We start from the raw sequence: 18,259 nt of genomic DNA, 5'->3' as shown, positions 1-18,259 counted from the left end.
ATACTCAGGCGCGCCGGGTTTACACCCTGGCGCGCCCTGCGCTTCGAGTTTTGTGGAGAGTCATTTTGCGTGTCAGCCGTTCCTTAACAATCAAACAGATGGCGATGGTCTCTGCCGTCACCATGCTGTTTGTCCTGCTCTTCTGCGTAATTTTGCTGTTTCATTCCGTACAGCAGAATCGCTATAACACGGCTTCGCAGTTAGAAAGTATCGCCCGCTCGGTGCGTGGCCCGCTTTCTGCCTCTATCCTGAAAGGGGATATTCCCGAAGCGGAAACCATTTTAAAACGTATTCAGCCTGCCGGCGTCGTTAGCCGCGCCGATGTCGTCTTGCCCAACCAGTTTCAGGCGCTGCGGATGAGCTTTATCCCTGAGCGTCCCGTCCCGATGATGGTGATGCGCCTGTTTGAACTGCCGGTGCAAATTTCGCTTCCCGTTTATTCGCTTGAACGCCCTGCGAATCCGCAGCCGCTGGCCTACCTGGTTTTGCAGGCGGACTCCTACCGCATGTATAAATTCGTCATGAGCTGGGTGGTAACGTTAGTGACCACTTGCTTACTTATGACGCTTATTCTCAGCGTGGCGCTCACCTGGTGCATTAACCGGCTGATTGTTCATCCGCTGCGCCGTATCGCCCGTGAGCTGAATACGCTTGCGCCGCAGGATCAGATGGGACATCAGCTTGAGCTGCCGCGTCTGCATCATGACGATGAGATAGGTATGCTGGTGCGCAGCTACAACCTCAATCAGCAGCGCATCCAGCGTCAGCAGGATGAATTAAACAGCAGCGCCACCCGTTTTCCGGTATCGGAGCTCCCCAATAAAGCCTTCCTGATGGCGATGCTGGAGCAGACCGTTGCCCGTCAGCAAACTACGGCGCTGATGGTTATCGCCTGTGAAACCTTGCAGGATACGGCTGGCGTGCTTCAGGAGAGCCAGCGCGAAATGCTGCTGCTCACCCTGGTGGAAAAGATCAAATCTGTCCTTGCCCCGCGCATGGTGCTGACACAGGTCAGCGGTTACGATCTGGTGGTGATTGCCAACGGTGTAAAAGAACCGTGGCATGCGATCACCTTAGGTCAGCAAGTACTCACTGTCATTAATGAGCGGTTGCCCATTCAGGGTATCCAGCTTCGTCCGAGCGCCAGTATCGGTATCGCCATGTACTATGGTGATTTAACGGCGGAGCAGCTTTATCGTCGCGCGTTCTCGGCGGCGTTTACCGCCCGGCGCAAAGGGAAAAATCAGATCCAGTTCTTTGAACCGGAGCAGATGGAAAAGGCGCAGCAGCGCCTGACGGAAGAGAGCGACATCCTGACCGCGCTGGATAACCGGCAGTTTGCCCTCTGGCTACAGCCGCAGATGAATTTGCTGACGGGAGAAGTGAAAAGCGCCGAGGCACTGCTGCGCGTGCAGCAGCCGGATGGTTCATGGGAACTGCCGGAAGGGCTGATTGAGCGCATTGAGTCCTGCGGCCTGATGGTTACCGTCGGCTACTGGGTGCTGGAAGAGTCCTGCCGTCAGCTGGCCGCCTGGCAGGAGCGCGGCGTGACGCTGCCGCTGTCGGTCAATTTGTCTGCCATGCAGCTTATGCACCCGACCATGGTTTCAGAGATGCTGGAGCTGATCCATCGTTACCGAATCAAGCCTGATACGTTAACTCTGGAAGTGACGGAGAGCCGACGCATCGACGATCCTAATCAGGCGGTCGCGATTCTCAAACCGCTGCGTAATGCCGGTATTCGCATTGCCCTGGACGATTTTGGCATGGGATACGCCGGGCTGCGTCAGCTTCAGCACATGAAAACCCTTCCGGTAGATGTGCTCAAAATTGACAAAGCGTTTGTCGACGGTCTGCCGGGCGACAGCAGCATGGTGCAGGCGATTATCCAGATGGCGCGTAGCCTCAACCTGCATCTTATTGCCGAGGGGATTGAAACCGAAGCGCAACGCGCCTGGCTTGCAGAGGCGGGCGTGGAGAGCGGACAAGGCTTCCTTTTTGCCCCCGCAGTCCCTTCGGATATCTTTGAAGAACGATACCTTTCTGGTGCTGACAATAACGCAAAAGTGTAATTTTGTTGCTGGCTTGTGCGAGCCAGCTCAAAGTTCTTAACATTTGTGTTTCAAATTTGAACTGAGTTTATTTCTGTCCTGTTATGTGGGTGTTATTTTAAAGCCGCAGGTTAACCATAACCTTACAAAACCTGTGGTTTTTCTTCCCAAGGACACCTTATGAAAACCTCACTCTTCAAAAGTCTTTATTTCCAGGTCCTGACAGCCATCGCCATCGGTATTCTGCTGGGTCACTATTACCCTGAGCTGGGCGCGCAAATGAAACCGCTTGGCGACGCGTTCGTTAAGCTCATCAAAATGGTCATCGCTCCGGTGATCTTCTGTACCGTAGTAACGGGCATCGCTGGCATGGAAAGCATGAAGGCGGTTGGTCGTACCGGTGCAGTGGCGCTTCTCTATTTTGAAGTGGTCAGTACACTTGCGCTGATTATCGGTCTGATCATCGTCAACGTGGTGCAGCCAGGCGCGGGAATGAACGTAGACCCGTCAACGCTTGATGCCAAAGCGGTCGCGGTGTATGCCGAGCAGGCGAAGGATCAGGGCGTGGTAGCCTTCCTGCTGGACGTGATACCGGGCAGCGTCATTGGCGCGTTCGCCAGCGGAAACATCCTCCAGGTGCTGCTGTTCGCCGTGATGTTTGGCTTTGCCCTGCACCGTCTGGGCAGCAAAGGCCAGCTTATCTTTAACGTAATCGAAAGCTTCTCGCAGGTGATCTTCGGCATCATCAATATGATCATGCGCCTGGCGCCGATCGGTGCTTTTGGTGCGATGGCCTTCACCATCGGTAAGTATGGCGTCGGTACGCTGGTGCAGCTGGGTCAGCTGATTATCTGCTTCTATATAACCTGTATCCTTTTCGTAGTCGTGGTGCTGGGTTCCATCGCCCGCGCGACGGGTTTCAACATCTTCAAATTTATTCGTTACATCCGTGAAGAGCTGCTGATTGTTCTGGGGACCTCCTCTTCAGAATCGGCGCTGCCGCGTATGCTCGACAAGATGGAAAAGCTGGGGTGCCGTAAATCGGTGGTCGGGCTGGTGATCCCGACGGGCTACTCCTTCAACCTGGACGGCACCTCGATATACCTGACGATGGCGGCCGTGTTTATCGCTCAGGCGACCAACAGCCATATGGATATTTTCCATCAGATTACCCTGCTGGTGGTTCTCCTGCTCTCCTCTAAAGGCGCGGCAGGCGTGACGGGCAGCGGCTTTATCGTGCTGGCTGCCACCATTTCCGCTGTAGGTCACCTGCCGGTGGCGGGTCTGGCGTTGATTCTGGGTATCGACCGCTTCATGTCAGAAGCTCGTGCGTTAACCAACCTGGTGGGTAACGGCGTGGCAACGGTGGTGGTGGCGAAATGGGTGAAAGAGCTGGATCACAAAAAGCTCGACGATACTCTGAATAATCGTTCAACTGACAGCAAAAATCCTGGCTTAACCTCTTAATCTTGTCACAAATGCCCGTATTCCCTTGTCGGGATGCGGGCTCCTGCGCATAATAACTGTTCGTACCTGTCATAATTCGACAAGATTTTTTTGGGTATATTTCACTTCGGACCGTGACGTTTTGCCGAACGCGCGGTCTAATCGACGTGTTTTCATCGTCATCTTTAAGAGTGAAGCGCGTCGCGAGGCACTCTTTTTTAACCAGGAATGTTGATCAGGGGTTCACATGCAGGGCACAAAAATTCGACTCTTAACCGGCGGTTTGCTGATGATGGCAGCAGCCAGTTATGTGCAGGCAGATGCGCTCCAGCCAGACCCGGCCTGGCAACAAGGGACATTAGCGAACGGTTTTCAGTGGCAGGTGTTAGCCACTCCGCAACGTCCCAGTGACCGTATAGAAATCCGTCTGTCCATTAATACCGGTTCCCTCACGGAAAGCACCCAGCAAACCGGTTTTAGCCATTTTATTCCCCGACTGGCGCTCACGCAGAGCGGCAGCCTGCAAGCGGTCCAGGTGCGCTCACTTTGGCAGCAGGCCATCGATCCGAAGCGCCCGCTTCCTCCGGCTGTTGTCTCGTATGACTACACCATGTTTAACCTGAGCCTGCCTAATAACCGTAACGACCTGCTTAAAGAAGCGCTTACGTATCTCTCCGATGCCTCTGGCAATCTGGCGATTACGCCGGACACCGTTAACTATGCGTTGAGCAACAGTGACATGGTGGCGACCTGGCCCGGAGATACCAAAGAGGGCTGGTGGCGCTACCGCCTGAAGGGCTCAACGTTACTGGGACATGACCCGGCCGAACCGCTGAAACAGCCGGTCGATGCCGAACAGGTAAAATCGTTCTACCAGAAGTGGTACACCCCGGACGCCATGACGCTGATCGTGGTAGGTAACGTGGACAGCCGCGCGGTGGTGGAGCAGATCAACAAAGCGTTTGGTGATTTGAAAGGTAAGCGTGAAACGCCAGCCCCTGTCCCGACGCTCTCTCCGCTGCGTGCAGAGCCTGTCAGCATTATGACGGACGCCGTGCGTCAGGATCGCCTCTCCGTCATGTGGGATAACGCCTGGCAGCCCATCCGTGAGTCAGCGGCAATGCTGCGCTACTGGCGTGCCGATCTGGCGCGTGAGGCGCTGTTCTGGCACGTTCAGCAGACGCTGAGCAAGAACAACGTCAAGAATATTGGTCTTGGCTTTGACTGCCGCGTGCTGTTCCAGCGCGCGCAGTGTGCCATTAACGTTGAATCGCCGGGCGATAAGCTGAATGCCAATCTGGGCGTGGTCGCGAAAGAGCTGGCAAAAGTGCGTAAAGAGGGGCTTTCCGAAGAGGAATTCAATGCTCTCGTGGCTCAGAAAAAACTCGAGCTGCAGAAGCTGTTTGCGACCTACGCACGTGCCGATACCGACATTCTGATCAGCCAGCGTATTCGCTCCCTGCAGAATCAGGTGGTGGACATTGCGCCGGAACAGTACCAGAAGCTGCGTCAGGACTTCCTGAACGGTCTGACCGTCGAGATGCTCAATCAGGACCTCCGTCAGCAGCTGTCACAGGAGATGGCGCTGATCCTCCTGCAGCCGAAGGGCGAGCCGGAATATGACATGAAGGAACTTCAGACGACATGGGATTCCATTATGGCTACCGCGCCGCAGCCAGCGCAGGCTGCAACGGCTGATGATCTACACCAGGACGCGTCGGATATTCCGCAGGGGCAGTAATGCTTAAACATTCCCTCTCCCTGTGGGAGAGGGTTAGGGTGAGGGCATCAGCCCGCACCTTACTTAAACTGGCATCGCCTCGCGCGGAATAATCGCCCCGCGATACTGAATCACCGTGCTGGCCGTCAGGTGCCCACGCCGTGCCGCCGCTTCCGGCGTTCCACCCGTCAGACGTACCGCCAGATAGCCCGCGCTGAATGAATCCCCCGCCGCCGTGGTATCAATCACTTTCTCTTTGGCAAGCTTCACCGCCGGAACGTCAACCAGCGTTTCACCCGCAATCGCGACCAGACAAGACTCCGCACCGCGCTTAATCACCACTTCGCTCACGCCAGCCGCCTGCGTGCGTGCAATCACGTCCTCTACCGGTTTCTCACCCCACAGGGCGTCTTCATCGTCGAGCGTGAGGAAGGCGATGTCGGTGCACTGCAGCATCTGTTGATAGACCTGCTGCGTCTCTTCGCGGCTGCCCCACAGGCGCGGGCGGTAGTTGTTATCGAAAATAACCTTGCCGCCGTTTGCACGGCATTCGCGCAGCAGCGAGAGCAGCTTTTCACGGCTGGTGGGGCTTAAAATCGCAAGGCTAATCCCGCTCAGATAGAGATAGTCAAAGGTCGCCAGCTCTTCGCAGATGGCCGCAGCCACGTCGCTCTCCAGCCAGAATTTGGCCGCGGCTTCGTTACGCCAGTAATAAAACGTGCGTTCGCCGGTGCTGTCGGTCTCGATGTAATAAAGTCCCGGGAGGCGGTTTTCCATACGCTGAATCAGCGACGTTTCAACATGTTCACTCTGCCACGCCTCCAGCATCTGCTGGCTGAAGCTGTCCGTTCCCAGGGCGGTAACGTAGTTCACGGTGAGCGCCTCAGGCGCGACCTGGCGGGCAATATAAACGGACGTGTTTAACGTATCGCCACCAAATCCGCGGCTGACTTCAGCGCCTTTTTGTGACAGTTCAATCATGCATTCGCCAATCACGGCAATTTTTTTGGACATAGTCGTGAACCTGAACAGAAGAATAATCAGCAGTGTGCGCTGAGTGAATTAACCGGTCAACTATATTAAAACAACGTTCCATTATTTTATTTGAGCCAGCGCGTGTTCCCGCGCATTTCTGTCATCTTAATTTCATTTTCCCGGTGAATTGAACATAAAGTTCTCAATTGCCGCGCCGATAATCCTGTGACGAGTCCAGAAAGGCTATCCCAACAACAGGACATCTGAAATGAAGTCAGAGCAGGTTATCCAGCGGCTGAGCACTACGCCTGAGGCAAGTATTGAGAACTTGCAGGAGCATCGCTACTGGCTGCAATGTGAGCGTGCGTACACCTATCAGCCGATCTACCGAACAGATGGTCGACTGATGGCAATTGAAATTTTGACCGTCGTTACGCACCCCTCAAACCCCACTCAGCGCATCGCGCCGGATCGCTATTTTGCCGAAGTTGCCGTTCGCCAGCGTCTGGATGTGCTGGAAGAACAGCTTCGCATGCTGGCGACGAAGCAGTCCTTTTTCGAACAGCACGATATCCTCGCCTCGGTGAACGTCGACGGCCCAACCCTGCTGGCGCTGCGGCAGAACGCAAAATTGCAGGAGCTGATCGCCACCCTGCCGTGGATGCGCTTTGAGCTGGTGGAGCATGTCCGTCTGCCGCAGGATTCCTCGTTTGCTTCGATATGCGAATACGGCCCGCTGTGGCTGGATGACTTTGGCACCGGCATGGCGAATTTCTCCGCCCTCAGTGAGGTGCGCTACGACTACATTAAAGTGGCCCGCGATCTGTTCATTATGCTGCGTCAGACCCCGGAAGGTCGGAACCTGTTTACGCTGTTATTACAGCTGATGAACCGCTATTGCCAGGGTGTGATTGTTGAAGGTGTGGAAACGCTGGAAGAGTGGCGTGATGTACAAAACTCTCCCGCAGCGGCGGCGCAAGGCTACTATCTCTCCCGCCCGGTGCCCATGGATCGCCTCGATAACGTTATAACGACCCTCTGATAAGCCCGCTTCCCTTTGTCTGGACTATAGTTTTACAGGACAGGTCATCAGGAAAGGGGATAAAAATGACAAGAACAACCAGGGTAATCTCCTGGACAGCAGGGATTTTCTTGTTGTTGATCGTGGTCGTCGCCATCATTATTGCGACGTTTGACTGGAACCGTCTCAAGCCGACCATCAACCAGAAAGTCTCAACCGAACTGAACCGCCCCTTCGCCATACGCGGTGATTTAGGTGTGGTATGGGAGCGTCAGAAAGAGGAGCCAGGCTGGCGAAGCTGGATCCCCTGGCCACACGTCCATGCCGACGACATCATTCTCGGCAACCCGCCGGACATCCCGGACGTCACCATGGTCCACCTGCCGCGCGTGGAGGCCACGCTAGCGCCGTTAGCGCTTCTGACCAAAACCGTTTATCTGCCGTGGATCAAACTTCAGCAGCCTGATGCGCGTCTGATCCGACTCTCAGAAAAAACCAACAACTGGACGTTTAACCTTGCCAGCGATGGCGACAAGGATCCGAATGCCCAGCCTTCTTCCTGGTCATTCCATCTCGACAATATTCTTTTCGATCGCGGACGGATCGCCATCGACGATAAGGTCAGCAAGGCGGATGTGGAGATCCTGGTCGATCCGTTGGGCAAACCGCTGCCGTTTAGCGAGGTCACGGGCACGAAAGCAAAAGGCGACGCGGCAAGCGTAGGTGACTATGTCTTCGGCCTGACGGCAAAAGGACGCTACAACGATCAGCCTCTCAGCGGTAAAGGGAAAATTGGCGGCATGCTGGCGCTACGGAGCGAGGGCACGCCGTTCCCTGTGCAGGCGGACTTCCGTTCCGGTAACACCCGCGTGGCGTTCGTGGGAACGGTTAACGACCCGATGAACATGGGCGGCGTTGACCTTCAGCTTAAATTTGCCGGTGATTCGCTGGGCGAGCTGTATGAACTGACCGGCGTACTGCTGCCGGATACCCCGCCATTCGAAACGGACGGGCATCTGGTCGCCAAAATCGATACCGAAAAAGCGTCTGTTTTTGACTACCGTGATTTTAACGGCCGCATCGGCGACAGTGATATCCACGGCTCGCTGACCTACACCACCGGAAAACCGAGGCCGAAACTGGAAGGGGACGTTGAGTCCCGTCAGCTGCGTCTGGCCGATCTCGGCCCGCTGATCGGTGTGGATTCCGGCAAAGGCACAAAATCAAAAGAGGTGAAAAAGGACATTCAGCCTGCGGGAAAAGTGCTGCCTTACGATCGCTTTGAAACCGACAAATGGAACGTGATGGATGCGGATGTACGTTTCAAAGGCGGGAAAATTGAACATGGCAGTACGCTGCCGATCAGCAATCTTTCGACCCATATCCTCCTCAAAAACGCCGACCTGCGCCTTCAGCCACTGAAGTTCGGCATGGCGGGTGGGACGATTTCCTCGAACATTCACCTGGAAGGCGATAAGAAGCCGATGCAGGGACGGGCGGAGATCCAGGCGCGTCGATTGAAGCTGAAAGAGCTGATGCCGAACGTAGAGCTGATGCAGAAAACCCTCGGTGAAATGAACGGTGATGCCGACATTCGCGGCGTGGGGAACTCGGTGGCGGCGCTGTTGGGCAGCGGCAACGGAAACCTGAAGCTGCTGATGAACGACGGACTGGTGAGCCGAAACCTGATGGAGATCCTGGGGCTGAACGTCGGTAACTACGTCGTCGGGCAAATCTTCGGGGATGATGAGGTACGGGTGAACTGCGCGGCGGCCAATCTGGATCTGGTGAACGGCGTGGCGCGCCCGCAGATTTTTGCCTTAGACACGGAAAACGCGGTGATTAACGTGACCGGTACCGCCAGCATGGCTTCGGAGCAGCTTGATCTGACGATTGACCCGGAGAGTAAGGGGATCCGTATTATCACGCTGCGCTCGCCGCTGTACGTGCGCGGGACCTTCAAAAATCCGCAGGCGGGCGTGAAGCCAGGGCCGCTGATTGCGCGCGGTGCGGTGGCTGCGGCCCTTGCGACGCTGGTTACCCCAGCCGCAGCGCTGCTGGCACTGATTTCGCCGTCAGAGGGCGAGGCGAATCAGTGCCGGACCATTTTGTCGCAGATGAAGAAATAGCTCCCTTTCTCCCTCTCCCTGTGGGAGAGGGCCGGGGTGAGGGCATCAGGCCGCAGTGAATTACAGAGCCTGGTGCTTCGTCTCGTGCGTCAGCAGCAGCGCAATCAGCGTCAGCGCCGCCATGGCCGCAAGATAGACGCCCACATAGAACAGACCATAGTTTGCCTGCAGCCAGGTGGCGATATATGGCGCAACGGACGCACCCAGTATAGACGAGACGTTATAGGAGAACGACGCGCCGGTATAACGTACTTCAGTCGGGAACAGCTCGGGCAGCAGCGCGCCCATCGGGCCGAAGGTCAGCCCCATCAGGCTCAGGCCAATCAGCAGATAGGCCATCACCAGCGCCGGGCTACCTGAACCCAGCAGCGGCGGGAAGACGAACAGGGCAAATAGAACGATCAGCGTGGTGATGGTAATCATGCTTGCACGACGACCGAATTTATCCGCCAGCAGGCCCGCAACAGGAACCATCACGCCAAACCCGATCACCGCCATCATCAGCATCCACAGCACTTCGTTACGCGGCAGCCCCAGCCCAACCGGCGCAGCGGCGGTACTGAACGTCATGGAATAGACGGTCATGATGTAGAACAGCGTATAGGTGGCGAGCATGATAAACGTGCCCAGCACGGTCACGCGAACGTGTTTGGTCAGAAGCGTACCCAGCGGCACTTTCACCTGCTTGTTCGCCGCGGCCACTTTCGCAAAAACAGGGGTCTCATGCAGAGAAACACGCACATACAGGCCAATCAGCACCAGCACGGCTGAGAAGATAAACGGAATACGCCAGCCCCAACTCATGAACTGTTCATCCGTCTGCAGCCAGGAGAGCAGCAGGAACGTCCCGTTGGCAAAGAAGAAGCCAATCGGAGCGCCAAGCTGTGGGAATGAACCGTACAGCGCGCGCTTGCGCGCCGGGGCGTTCTCGGTGGCCAGCAGCGCCGCGCCGCCCCATTCACCACCCAACCCCAGACCTTGGCCAAAACGCGCCAGCGCCAGCAGGACCGGCGCCAGAATACCGATGGTTTCGTAGGTCGGCAGCAGGCCGATGGCTACGGTGGAGATCCCCATCGTCAGCAGCGAGGCCACCAGCGTGACTTTGCGGCCAATGCGATCGCCAAAGTGTCCAAACAGCGCGGAGCCAATCGGACGCGCAACAAACGCAATCGCAAAGGTCGCCAGAGACTGCAGCGTGGCCGCCGTCGGATCGCCCTGCGGGAAGAAAATATGCGGGAAGACGATGACCGCGGCGGTGGCATAAATATAAAAGTCGAAGAACTCGATGGCGGTGCCAATCAGCGAGGCGACGACGACTTTATTGCGCGAGTTTACCGGAACGTTTTCAGTTTCTGAGTCGAGTGTGGTGGCGGTTGCTTGCATAATATTTTCTTATTTTTGTCGAACAAAAGGCCATATTACGCACAGCAAAAGCGACATTTCAATCTGTAACAAAGCCGCGACCCGGTGATAAAAACAGCAAAAAGCGGATAATTTTCAGACCAGCCAAAACACGTCTATGAAATGCTTCACAGATTTTAAATACCAGTCAATTAAACTGGTTTTCGGTTAAATAAAAGTTACGGGCTGGATTTATATGCTGAAATGATGAATCGGGCTGAAATTTCAGCCCGATGGCGGGCCTAGCGGTGCGTTTTGCCGGGCATTCGCGTGTCGCCTTTGTACTCGGCGGTGGCAATCCATGCCGCGCAGAACAGTGTCAGGCGGGCGAAGAAGTAGAAGAAGGCCATCAGTCCCAGCACCGAGCCAAACGCCGCGCCGGAAGGGGATTTAACCAGTGACGGCAGGGTGTAAGTCATCACGATTTTGATCACCTCAAAGCCGATCGCCGCAATCAATGTGCCGCGGAGCAGCGCCTTCTTGCGCGGCCGATGCCGGGGCAAGCGCCAGAAGATCCAGAAGAACAGCAGGTAGTTGGCGAAGATGGAAATAGCCAGCCCAATGCCGCGCCAGGCGGGCTTCAGCCATTCGATGTAATCCAGATAGAGCGCGGAGATGATCATCTGCTGCGCCGAGCCCGCCACGGAGGTAATGGAAAGCGTCACGATGAGCGCGACCAGCAGGCCAATCAGCGAAACAAAGTCGCGGAGATACTTGACCCAGATTTTCTCCTGGTCCTGCGGCTTACGCTCCCAGACGTCGCGCGACTGGGCGCGAATGGCCTCGCGCAGGTTGCCCATCCAGTTAACGCCGGAGTAAAGGGCAATCAGCAAGCCGACGATGCCGACGGTGGTACGCTGCTGAACGGCGGTATTGATAGTGCTTTTGAGCGTACTGGCAAGGGTCGGGTCACTGACGTTATTCAGGATCTTATTGAAGATATCCTGCAGCAGCGTCGGGTGCGACGCGAGGACAAAACCGGCTGCCGCGAACGACACCATCAGGATCGGTATCATAGACAGGAAGGAAAAATAGGTGATGGCGGCACCAAACTGGTTTCCCATGCGGTCATTAAAGCGTTCGGTCGCGCGTATCAGATGCGCAATCATGGGAAACTGCTGAATTCTCGCGGCGATGCCGGTTACGGTTCCCAGCGCTTTGCTGGCGGTACCTGGCGTTTTGGCCTCTTCGGGCCCGGTTTCCATCTTTTTGACGGGCTCATACTCTAAATGTTGGGTGGGTCGTTGCGGGTTGTTTTCCGGCGTCACGCGTCTTTTCCTTTTCGTTTGGCTGGATGTTATTGAATTATAGCTTGCGACTAGTCCACGTAAGCTTTTGTGAGTTCGGTTAGCCACTCCATGAACAGATGGACCCGGCGGGAGAGGTTGCGCCGGTGGGGATAAATCAGGGAAACAGGCATCGGTTCGGCCCGGTATTGCGGGAGGATCTCAATCAGCTTCTTCGCGCGCAGTAAATCGCGCACCCCAACCCGCGGCACCTGAATAATGCCCAGTCCGGCGAGACAGGCAGCCTGGTAAGTTTCCGTGCTGTTGACGGTTAAGACCCCGCCCGTTTTTATCCACTGTGTTGTACTGCCGTTATAAAACTCAAAGCCCTGTGGGCGTGTTCCCAGCGTAGCGGTGTAGTGAATAACGGCGTGCGAGCCTAAATCGTCCAGGGTTTCCGGGTAGCCAAAACGCGCCAGATAGTCCGGGCTGGCGCAGTTAATCACCGACAGCTTGCCCAGTGGACGGGCAATCAGCCCTGAATCCTTCAGCGTGCCGACGCGTACCACGCAATCAAACCCTTCGCGGATCACATCCACCAGACGATCGCTGCTGCTGAGCTCCAGTTCAATGCCAGGATAGTGCTGCAGAAAAGCAGGCAGTTTGGGGATGACCAAATTTCGAGCAACGCCGACGGGCATATCCACGCGGAGCCGGCCGCTGATGCTGGAGGGATCGTGCTGAAACATACCGTCGAGTTCATCAAGGTTTGCCAGCAGATCTTTTGCCCGCTCGTAATAGACCATGCCGTCCTGCGTCAGGCTGACGCGGCGCGTGGTGCGGTGTAATAGCTGAGTGCCAAGCCGGTTTTCCAGGGCCTGAATCTGCCGTGAGACGCTGCCTTTTGGCAGGGTTAATGTTTCGGCTGCGCGGGAAAAACTCTCCAGTTCCGCGACGCGGACGAACAACTGCATTGCGTGAATTTTATCCATAGACGAAGCTCATTGTTGTTTCTGCTGAAACAGTGAAGCGTTTTAATCCATCTTTATTGATTTTCTATCACCTAATAAGCTCTTTCTCAATCTCCTTAACAGCCAAAACGAGGTTTATGATGAGTGAACGTATCGCATTAGTGACGGGTGGTAGTCGTGGTCTGGGTAAAAACGCTGCATTAAAGCTGGCGGCAGACGGCACGGGAATCATCCTGACATACAACCGTAGCCAGCAGGAAGCGCTGGATGTTGTGCATGAAATTCAGCAAAAAGGCGTCAACGCAGCGGCATTACAGCTTAACGTCGGGGATATCACGGGATTTGAACATTTTGCCCAACAGCTTCAGGAAACTCTTAGGACCGTCTGGCAGCGTGAAACCTTTGACTATTTATTGAACAATGCCGGGACGGGTTTATATGCACCCTATGCCGACACGACGGAAGCCCAGTTTGATGAAGCGTTGAACATTCATTTCAAAGGGCCTTTCTTCCTGACCCAGCGCCTGCTGCCGCTGCTTAACGACGGGGGACGTATCCTCAACGTCTCCAGCGGGCTGGCCCGTTTTACCCAGCCGGGCTCAGGGACCTACGCGGCCATGAAGGGGGCGATGGAAGTGCTGACGCGCTATCAGGCGAAAGAGCTGGGCGCGCGCGGCATTTCCGTCAATATCATTGCGCCTGGCGCGATAGAAACAGACTTTGGCGGCGGACGCGTGCGCGACAACGCGGAGCTGAATCAGTTGCTGGCCTCGCAGACGGCGCTGGGACGGGTGGGTCTACCGGACGATATCGGTGATGCCATTGCGGCACTGCTCAGCGATAAGCTGGGCTGGATGAATGCGCAACGTATTGAAGTGTCAGGCGGTATGTTCCTGTGATGCCCGGACTTAAGGGGAAGGAACCTCTTAAGGAACCCTTAATATGGATGTGTCTGCCACTGACAGCGATAAAGAACGCAGGCAGCCATAGACGATAACCCATTTTCATCACGATATTTCTCCAGAGAAAGACCCTGATGTTTTTTATTAACGCAATGGCCGCAGAAAATATTTTCAGCGCATGACGTTTGATATTCGTTTCCTCTTAATAGCGACCCTGAAGAGGAAACGACGTCCGGAAATATCGGCTAAATTACTATTGGTCAGGAATTATTATTCAGGTATTCCTGCTGTAATAAACCAAATAGCCAGTCATTTTGCCAGCGCCCCGCAAGATAATAGCTCTCACGTAATTCACCTTCCAGGTGAAAGCGGGCTTTTTCCAGCAGGCGTCTTGAAGCAGCGTTTCCCGCTGTTACGGTGGCGGTGAGTCGCCGTATACCGCCCTGAAGAAAAGCGTAATCGCAAAGCGCCTTCAGGGATTCAAAGCCGTAACCTTTCCCCTGCGCTTCGGGGGCGAAAAGGAAGCCCACTTCGGCGCAGTCCTCCTCCCGATGAATATACCCGGTAACGCCTAGCGGGGTCAGTGAGGCGGTGTCACGTACGACGAGGCAAAGCCAGTGCGCGCTGCCCGGAGCCCATGGCATCAGGCGCGAATCAAACGCTTCGCGTATCGCCGCGACAGGGCGGTCTTCCGCCACAAAGCGCATAACGTCCGGGTGCTGCTGGAGCGCCAGAAAAAAGGGCCAGTCTTGTTCCTGCAGGGGCGAACAGGTAAGGCGAGAGGTAATTAAAACCGGCATTCAGATTCTCCTGAAACATTTTAAATCATTTTAGGGTTGTCACTTTATTTCAACAGAAAGTCAGGTATGGTTAACCGCGTATAAATAAAAAGAATAAAGGGCGTCTCGCGCCCATTCCTGATGTCTTCGTTGTCGCTTAAGGAAAACAATGACTCTCAGCACATCACACCATATTCGCGAACAGTTTGAACACTGTCTGGCGGTCATTCGCCTTGCGTCGGTGGAAATTTTACTCCTTCTGAATGTACATGCTTCTGAGGGCAAAGATCCACGCTGGTTTCTGGAACAACTCGACAGCGCGCGATTAGCTTTGGGCGGCTGGGGAGCCGTTGCGAAAAAACTCAACCTGAATGATGCCGAGATGTCGGAATTTACGCTCCAGCTGCGCCTGCTGCAGCAGCGCGTACCGCAGTATGAAAGCGGACAGGATGTGAGTGAAAACCAGCTTATTGCGGCGATGCGGTTTGTGACCGCGCTGGAACATCTTCGCCTTCAGCAGCCGCTGTTGACCTACAGCACGGAGCTGGCACCGGGCAGCGAACTCCAGCAGCAGCAGGCGCACAAGCAGGTACGCGCAATTGAGCTGATGCTTAAAGGGCTTATCCAGCAGGCCTGGCCCGATCAGGTAAAGCTGAACAACCATCTTAAGACCCTGTTTAACGCTGACCGCGTAAGGCGCTGGCTGAAGCTTGGCGAGATCAACGATGTCCTGAGCGGCATGATGTTCAGCGAGCTGGCGCAGATGCTGGTGGATAAAAAAGAGTTCAGCCGCTATTACGCTTCGCTTTTCAGCGACCCGTCCATGCTGACGCTGCTGGTTGAACCGCGCAAAACGCTGCAAACCTTTCTCGACGATATTCGGCAAATCCGCAACAGCATCACCGTTCAGAAGACGTTAAGCTCGGCGCAAATTCAGCTTCTGGACAACTACTACGCGCAGATCGCGCGGCCCGTTCAACGCGCGTTTGAAGAGGGGAGAACGCGCGTTAATCCGGCAGGATTCATGGCGGTAGATGCCAGTGAATTGCATACCTTCTGGGAAAAGGCGCAGAAAATGGATCGGGTTACCGGTGGGGATCTGTTTGAAGTCCGTGACACTATTGAAAAGCCGACCCAGCGCGCGCCGCGCACCCCCGAACAACGCGAGCAGCTCATTTCCGGTGCGTTATGGGGGGCAGTTGGCGTTATGGTGATTGCCATTGTGGCAGGGGGCTTCTGGCTGGTGACCAGCAGCAAGCCGCAGCCAGCGGCCGTCAGTGCGGCTGAAGCGGCTCCACCGCAGGAAATGCGTGAGACGCCTTCCTCGCGCGAAACGCTCACGCGCATGGGGGTGACCTGGGACGAGAATAATTTCCGCTCGGCTATTAACCGCAACGATACCCGCGTGACCCAGCTCTTTTTGCAGGGCGGTATGGACTGGAAGCTGTCCTGGACCGAAGAGGCGATGTCGGCAGGCCATGACGACGTGCTGGAGCTGATGTTACGCTACCGGCAAAACATGGTGGAAGAGAAGCCGTGTCGCCGCTTCATCAACACGCTCAGCCACGCGATGTCGAACGGCGAGTCTCTGACCTCGGTACGTAAAGAGTATCTTAAAGCGTTCTGCACCGTGCCTGCCGTAGTGAAACGCCAGCAGCACGATCTCGACATGGCCACACGCCGCGCGCAGTCACAGCCGGATGCCACCACCAAAAAATGGCAGTCTATTCAGAGCGCCATTTATGAGGTGATTCGCTAACATTTTCCCCTCACCCCAGCCCTCTCCCCTGAGGGGCGAGGGGGAAAAGACCGCACCCTGCTTAAGGCTCCCCATACAACCCAATCAGCCGCCGCACCACGCCGTTCGTCCAGCCGAAACCGTCCTGCAGCGGATACTCACCCCCGCCACCTTCGCGCGGCGTGCTGCTGGCGATGTGGTACTTCTCAATCAGCTTGTGGTGCGTCTTGTAGAAATGGTTCACCGTATGCAGCCAGCTCCAGGCGATCTCATCCCCCAGCGAGTCGTTTCCGTACTGCTTGAATCCCTGAATCGCCATCCACTGCAGCGGCGCCCAGCCGTTGGGTTTATCCCACTGCTCGCCGGTTTCGTACTCGGTCGCCAGAATTCCGCCCGGGGTCAGCAGACGTGCCTTGACTGCATCCGACAAGCGCTCCGCCTGCTCGTGAGTTGCCATGCCAACGTACAGCGGCACGATGCTGGCGGCAGAAAACAGCGCCAGCTCTTCGCGCCGCCAGTCATAATCGCGGTAACAGCCGCTCTCCTCGTCCCACAGATAGCGGTTCACCGCCGCGCGGCGATCGTTGGCTTTCTGGCGGAATTCCTCTGCCGTCTCTTTATCTCCTTTCGACGCCGAGATGTTGGCGATAGCGCTTTCCAGTTTGAACAGGAAGGCGTTCAGATCGATGGGGATGAACTGCGTCGTGCGGATGCTGGCGAGCCGCGACGGATCGCGCAGCCAGCGGGACGAGTAATCCCAGCCGGACGCCGCACCCGCACGCAGGTCGCGATACACCTCGTTTGGCGGACGGCCCGAGTGGCGCGCGGTTTCCACGTCCTCGATCCACGATTCGTCGCGTGGGGTATCGCGGTCATCCCAGTAGCGGTTGAGCAGTGAACCGTCCGGCATGCGCACGGCGCTGCGGTATGCCTGATTAAGCAGCAGCGACTCCGCACCGTCCATCCAGAAGGCGTACTCCATTTTGAGGTGATCAAGATAGCGTTTCGCACCGCGCACGCCGTCCTCCTCAAACAGCTCCACCATCAGCGCAAAGACCGGCGGCTGTGAGCGGCTGAGATAATAGGTGCGGTTGCCGTTGGGGATATGCCCGTAGCGTTCTATCAGCCAGGCGAAGTTGTCCGCCATACATTTGAGCAGATCGTTACGGCCGCTCTCCGCCAGCCCCAGCATGGAGAAATAAGAATCCCAGTAGTAGGTCTCGCTGAAGCGCCCGCCGGGGACGATATAGGCCTGCGGCAGCGCCAGCAGGGAAGACCAGGGAATATGATCCTGCGGCTCGCGCGTCAGCACCGGCCACAGGTTATCAATGTGCTCTTTCAGGGAGAGTCCCGGGTCGGAGACATATTCTGTGCCGTACGTTTCCGGCATCCAGAAGTGGTTCTCCACAAACTGGCGCAGGTCGAAATCCCGGTGGCGTCTGACCTTGCGGTAGCGGATCAGGATATCCAGCGGATCCATCTTCGGCGCGCAGTCGGGGAAGGTTTTACTGTCCGCAAACAGCCGCGTCGACTGCACGTGTTCGAACAGTTCCAGGTAGCGGTCTGCGGGCGTCAACGCATCGGAGGCGGGTAGCCCCTCGATCATTTCGGGTTCCGGCTCCGCCTCAATCATTTCATCCAGTTTCAACTCGCAGGGATCGGTCTCGTAGCGCAGCTCTTCTGCAATCTCGAACTCGATGTTCTCGGTAGCCTGTAGTTTCTGGTTGAACATGGTGATAGGGACCTCCGGTTGTGTGTTCAAAAGACAGGTTTATCCGGGCGTCTTATAAGCGTAGACATTCGCTTCGGTAGATGGAGAGGGAAATGTGCGGTAGATCACTATTTTCGGAGCATTCGTTTTGCAACGATTTATGAATGTTAAAAAAAATGCCCCTCCGGG

Annotated in this window: 13 protein-coding genes; 7 read left to right on the top strand and 6 right to left on the bottom strand. The window is 55.9% G+C overall.

The features are described from left to right. Nucleotides 1-65 precede the first annotated feature (65 nt). From hmsP to PUP35_RS20745, 3 genes are all read left to right on the top strand, one after another. Nucleotides 66-2,072: a biofilm formation regulator HmsP gene (gene hmsP / locus PUP35_RS20755; RefSeq protein WP_115876802.1), complete on the top strand. Its 2,007-nt coding sequence runs from the start codon at nt 66-68 to the stop codon at nt 2,070-2,072. Nucleotides 2,073-2,231: 159 nt separating this feature from the next. Beyond that, a complete protein-coding gene (locus tag PUP35_RS20750; protein ID WP_023309587.1) occupies nt 2,232-3,518 on the top strand; it encodes a dicarboxylate/amino acid:cation symporter in 1,287 nt (428 codons plus the stop codon). A 226-nt stretch (nt 3,519-3,744) separates the two neighbouring features. After that, nucleotides 3,745-5,238 (top strand): M16 family metallopeptidase, encoded by a 1,494-nt coding sequence (locus PUP35_RS20745; RefSeq protein WP_271369587.1) that lies wholly within the window; start codon nt 3,745-3,747, stop codon nt 5,236-5,238. A gap of 63 nt (nt 5,239-5,301) precedes the next feature. On the opposite strand, the gene PUP35_RS20740 is transcribed toward PUP35_RS20745, so the two are convergent. Then, the gene (locus tag PUP35_RS20740) at nt 5,302-6,231 is read right to left on the bottom strand and encodes a sugar kinase (RefSeq protein ID WP_274241207.1); all 930 of its coding nucleotides are present in this window, start codon (nt 6,229-6,231) and stop codon (nt 5,302-5,304) included. A gap of 229 nt (nt 6,232-6,460) precedes the next feature. Between PUP35_RS20740 and pdeH the strand changes: the two genes are divergently transcribed. Further along, nucleotides 6,461-7,234, top strand: a complete 774-nt coding sequence (gene pdeH / locus PUP35_RS20735; RefSeq protein WP_111963703.1) for a cyclic-guanylate-specific phosphodiesterase — start codon at nt 6,461-6,463, stop codon at nt 7,232-7,234. A gap of 65 nt (nt 7,235-7,299) precedes the next feature. Continuing rightward, entirely contained in the window at nt 7,300-9,342 is a 2,043-nt protein-coding gene (locus PUP35_RS20730; protein WP_274241205.1) for an AsmA family protein, read from the top strand. Nucleotides 9,343-9,402: 60 nt separating this feature from the next. On the opposite strand, the gene PUP35_RS20725 is transcribed toward PUP35_RS20730, so the two are convergent. The 3 genes from PUP35_RS20725 to PUP35_RS20715 all read right to left on the bottom strand — a co-directional run bounded on the left by PUP35_RS20725 (nt 9,403) and on the right by PUP35_RS20715 (nt 12,961). Then, nucleotides 9,403-10,725, bottom strand: a complete 1,323-nt coding sequence (locus PUP35_RS20725; RefSeq protein ID WP_274241203.1) for an MFS transporter — start codon at nt 10,723-10,725, stop codon at nt 9,403-9,405. Nucleotides 10,726-10,985: 260 nt separating this feature from the next. Continuing rightward, nucleotides 10,986-12,011: an inner membrane protein YhjD gene (gene yhjD / locus PUP35_RS20720; protein WP_115876806.1), complete on the bottom strand. Its 1,026-nt coding sequence runs from the start codon at nt 12,009-12,011 to the stop codon at nt 10,986-10,988. 50 nt (nt 12,012-12,061) lie between these two features. Beyond that, nucleotides 12,062-12,961 (bottom strand): LysR family transcriptional regulator, encoded by a 900-nt coding sequence (locus PUP35_RS20715; RefSeq protein ID WP_115876807.1) that lies wholly within the window; start codon nt 12,959-12,961, stop codon nt 12,062-12,064. Nucleotides 12,962-13,080: 119 nt separating this feature from the next. On the opposite strand from PUP35_RS20715, the gene PUP35_RS20710 reads away from it, so the two are divergent. Beyond that, complete coding sequence (locus tag PUP35_RS20710) at nt 13,081-13,839, top strand: SDR family NAD(P)-dependent oxidoreductase (RefSeq protein ID WP_274243340.1); 759 nt, start codon at nt 13,081-13,083, stop codon at nt 13,837-13,839. 263 nt (nt 13,840-14,102) lie between these two features. On the opposite strand, the gene PUP35_RS20705 is transcribed toward PUP35_RS20710, so the two are convergent. Continuing rightward, the gene (locus PUP35_RS20705) at nt 14,103-14,642 is read right to left on the bottom strand and encodes a GNAT family N-acetyltransferase (RefSeq protein ID WP_111963709.1); all 540 of its coding nucleotides are present in this window, start codon (nt 14,640-14,642) and stop codon (nt 14,103-14,105) included. A gap of 148 nt (nt 14,643-14,790) precedes the next feature. Between PUP35_RS20705 and PUP35_RS20700 the strand changes: the two genes are divergently transcribed. Next, nucleotides 14,791-16,380, top strand: coding sequence for an STY4199 family HEPN domain-containing protein (locus tag PUP35_RS20700; RefSeq protein ID WP_111963710.1), 1,590 nt, complete (start codon nt 14,791-14,793; stop codon nt 16,378-16,380). Between the two features lie 61 nt (nt 16,381-16,441). Here the strand turns inward: PUP35_RS20700 and PUP35_RS20695 are convergent, their stop codons facing one another. After that, nucleotides 16,442-18,091 (bottom strand): alpha,alpha-trehalase, encoded by a 1,650-nt coding sequence (locus tag PUP35_RS20695; protein ID WP_133295295.1) that lies wholly within the window; start codon nt 18,089-18,091, stop codon nt 16,442-16,444. Nucleotides 18,092-18,259 lie beyond the last annotated feature (168 nt).

Origin of the sequence: Enterobacter sp. S-33 (assembly GCF_028735835.1) — a bacterium.
GTDB lineage: Bacteria > Pseudomonadota > Gammaproteobacteria > Enterobacterales > Enterobacteriaceae > Enterobacter > Enterobacter vonholyi.
This window is presented reverse-complemented; position numbering and strand designations above follow the sequence as displayed.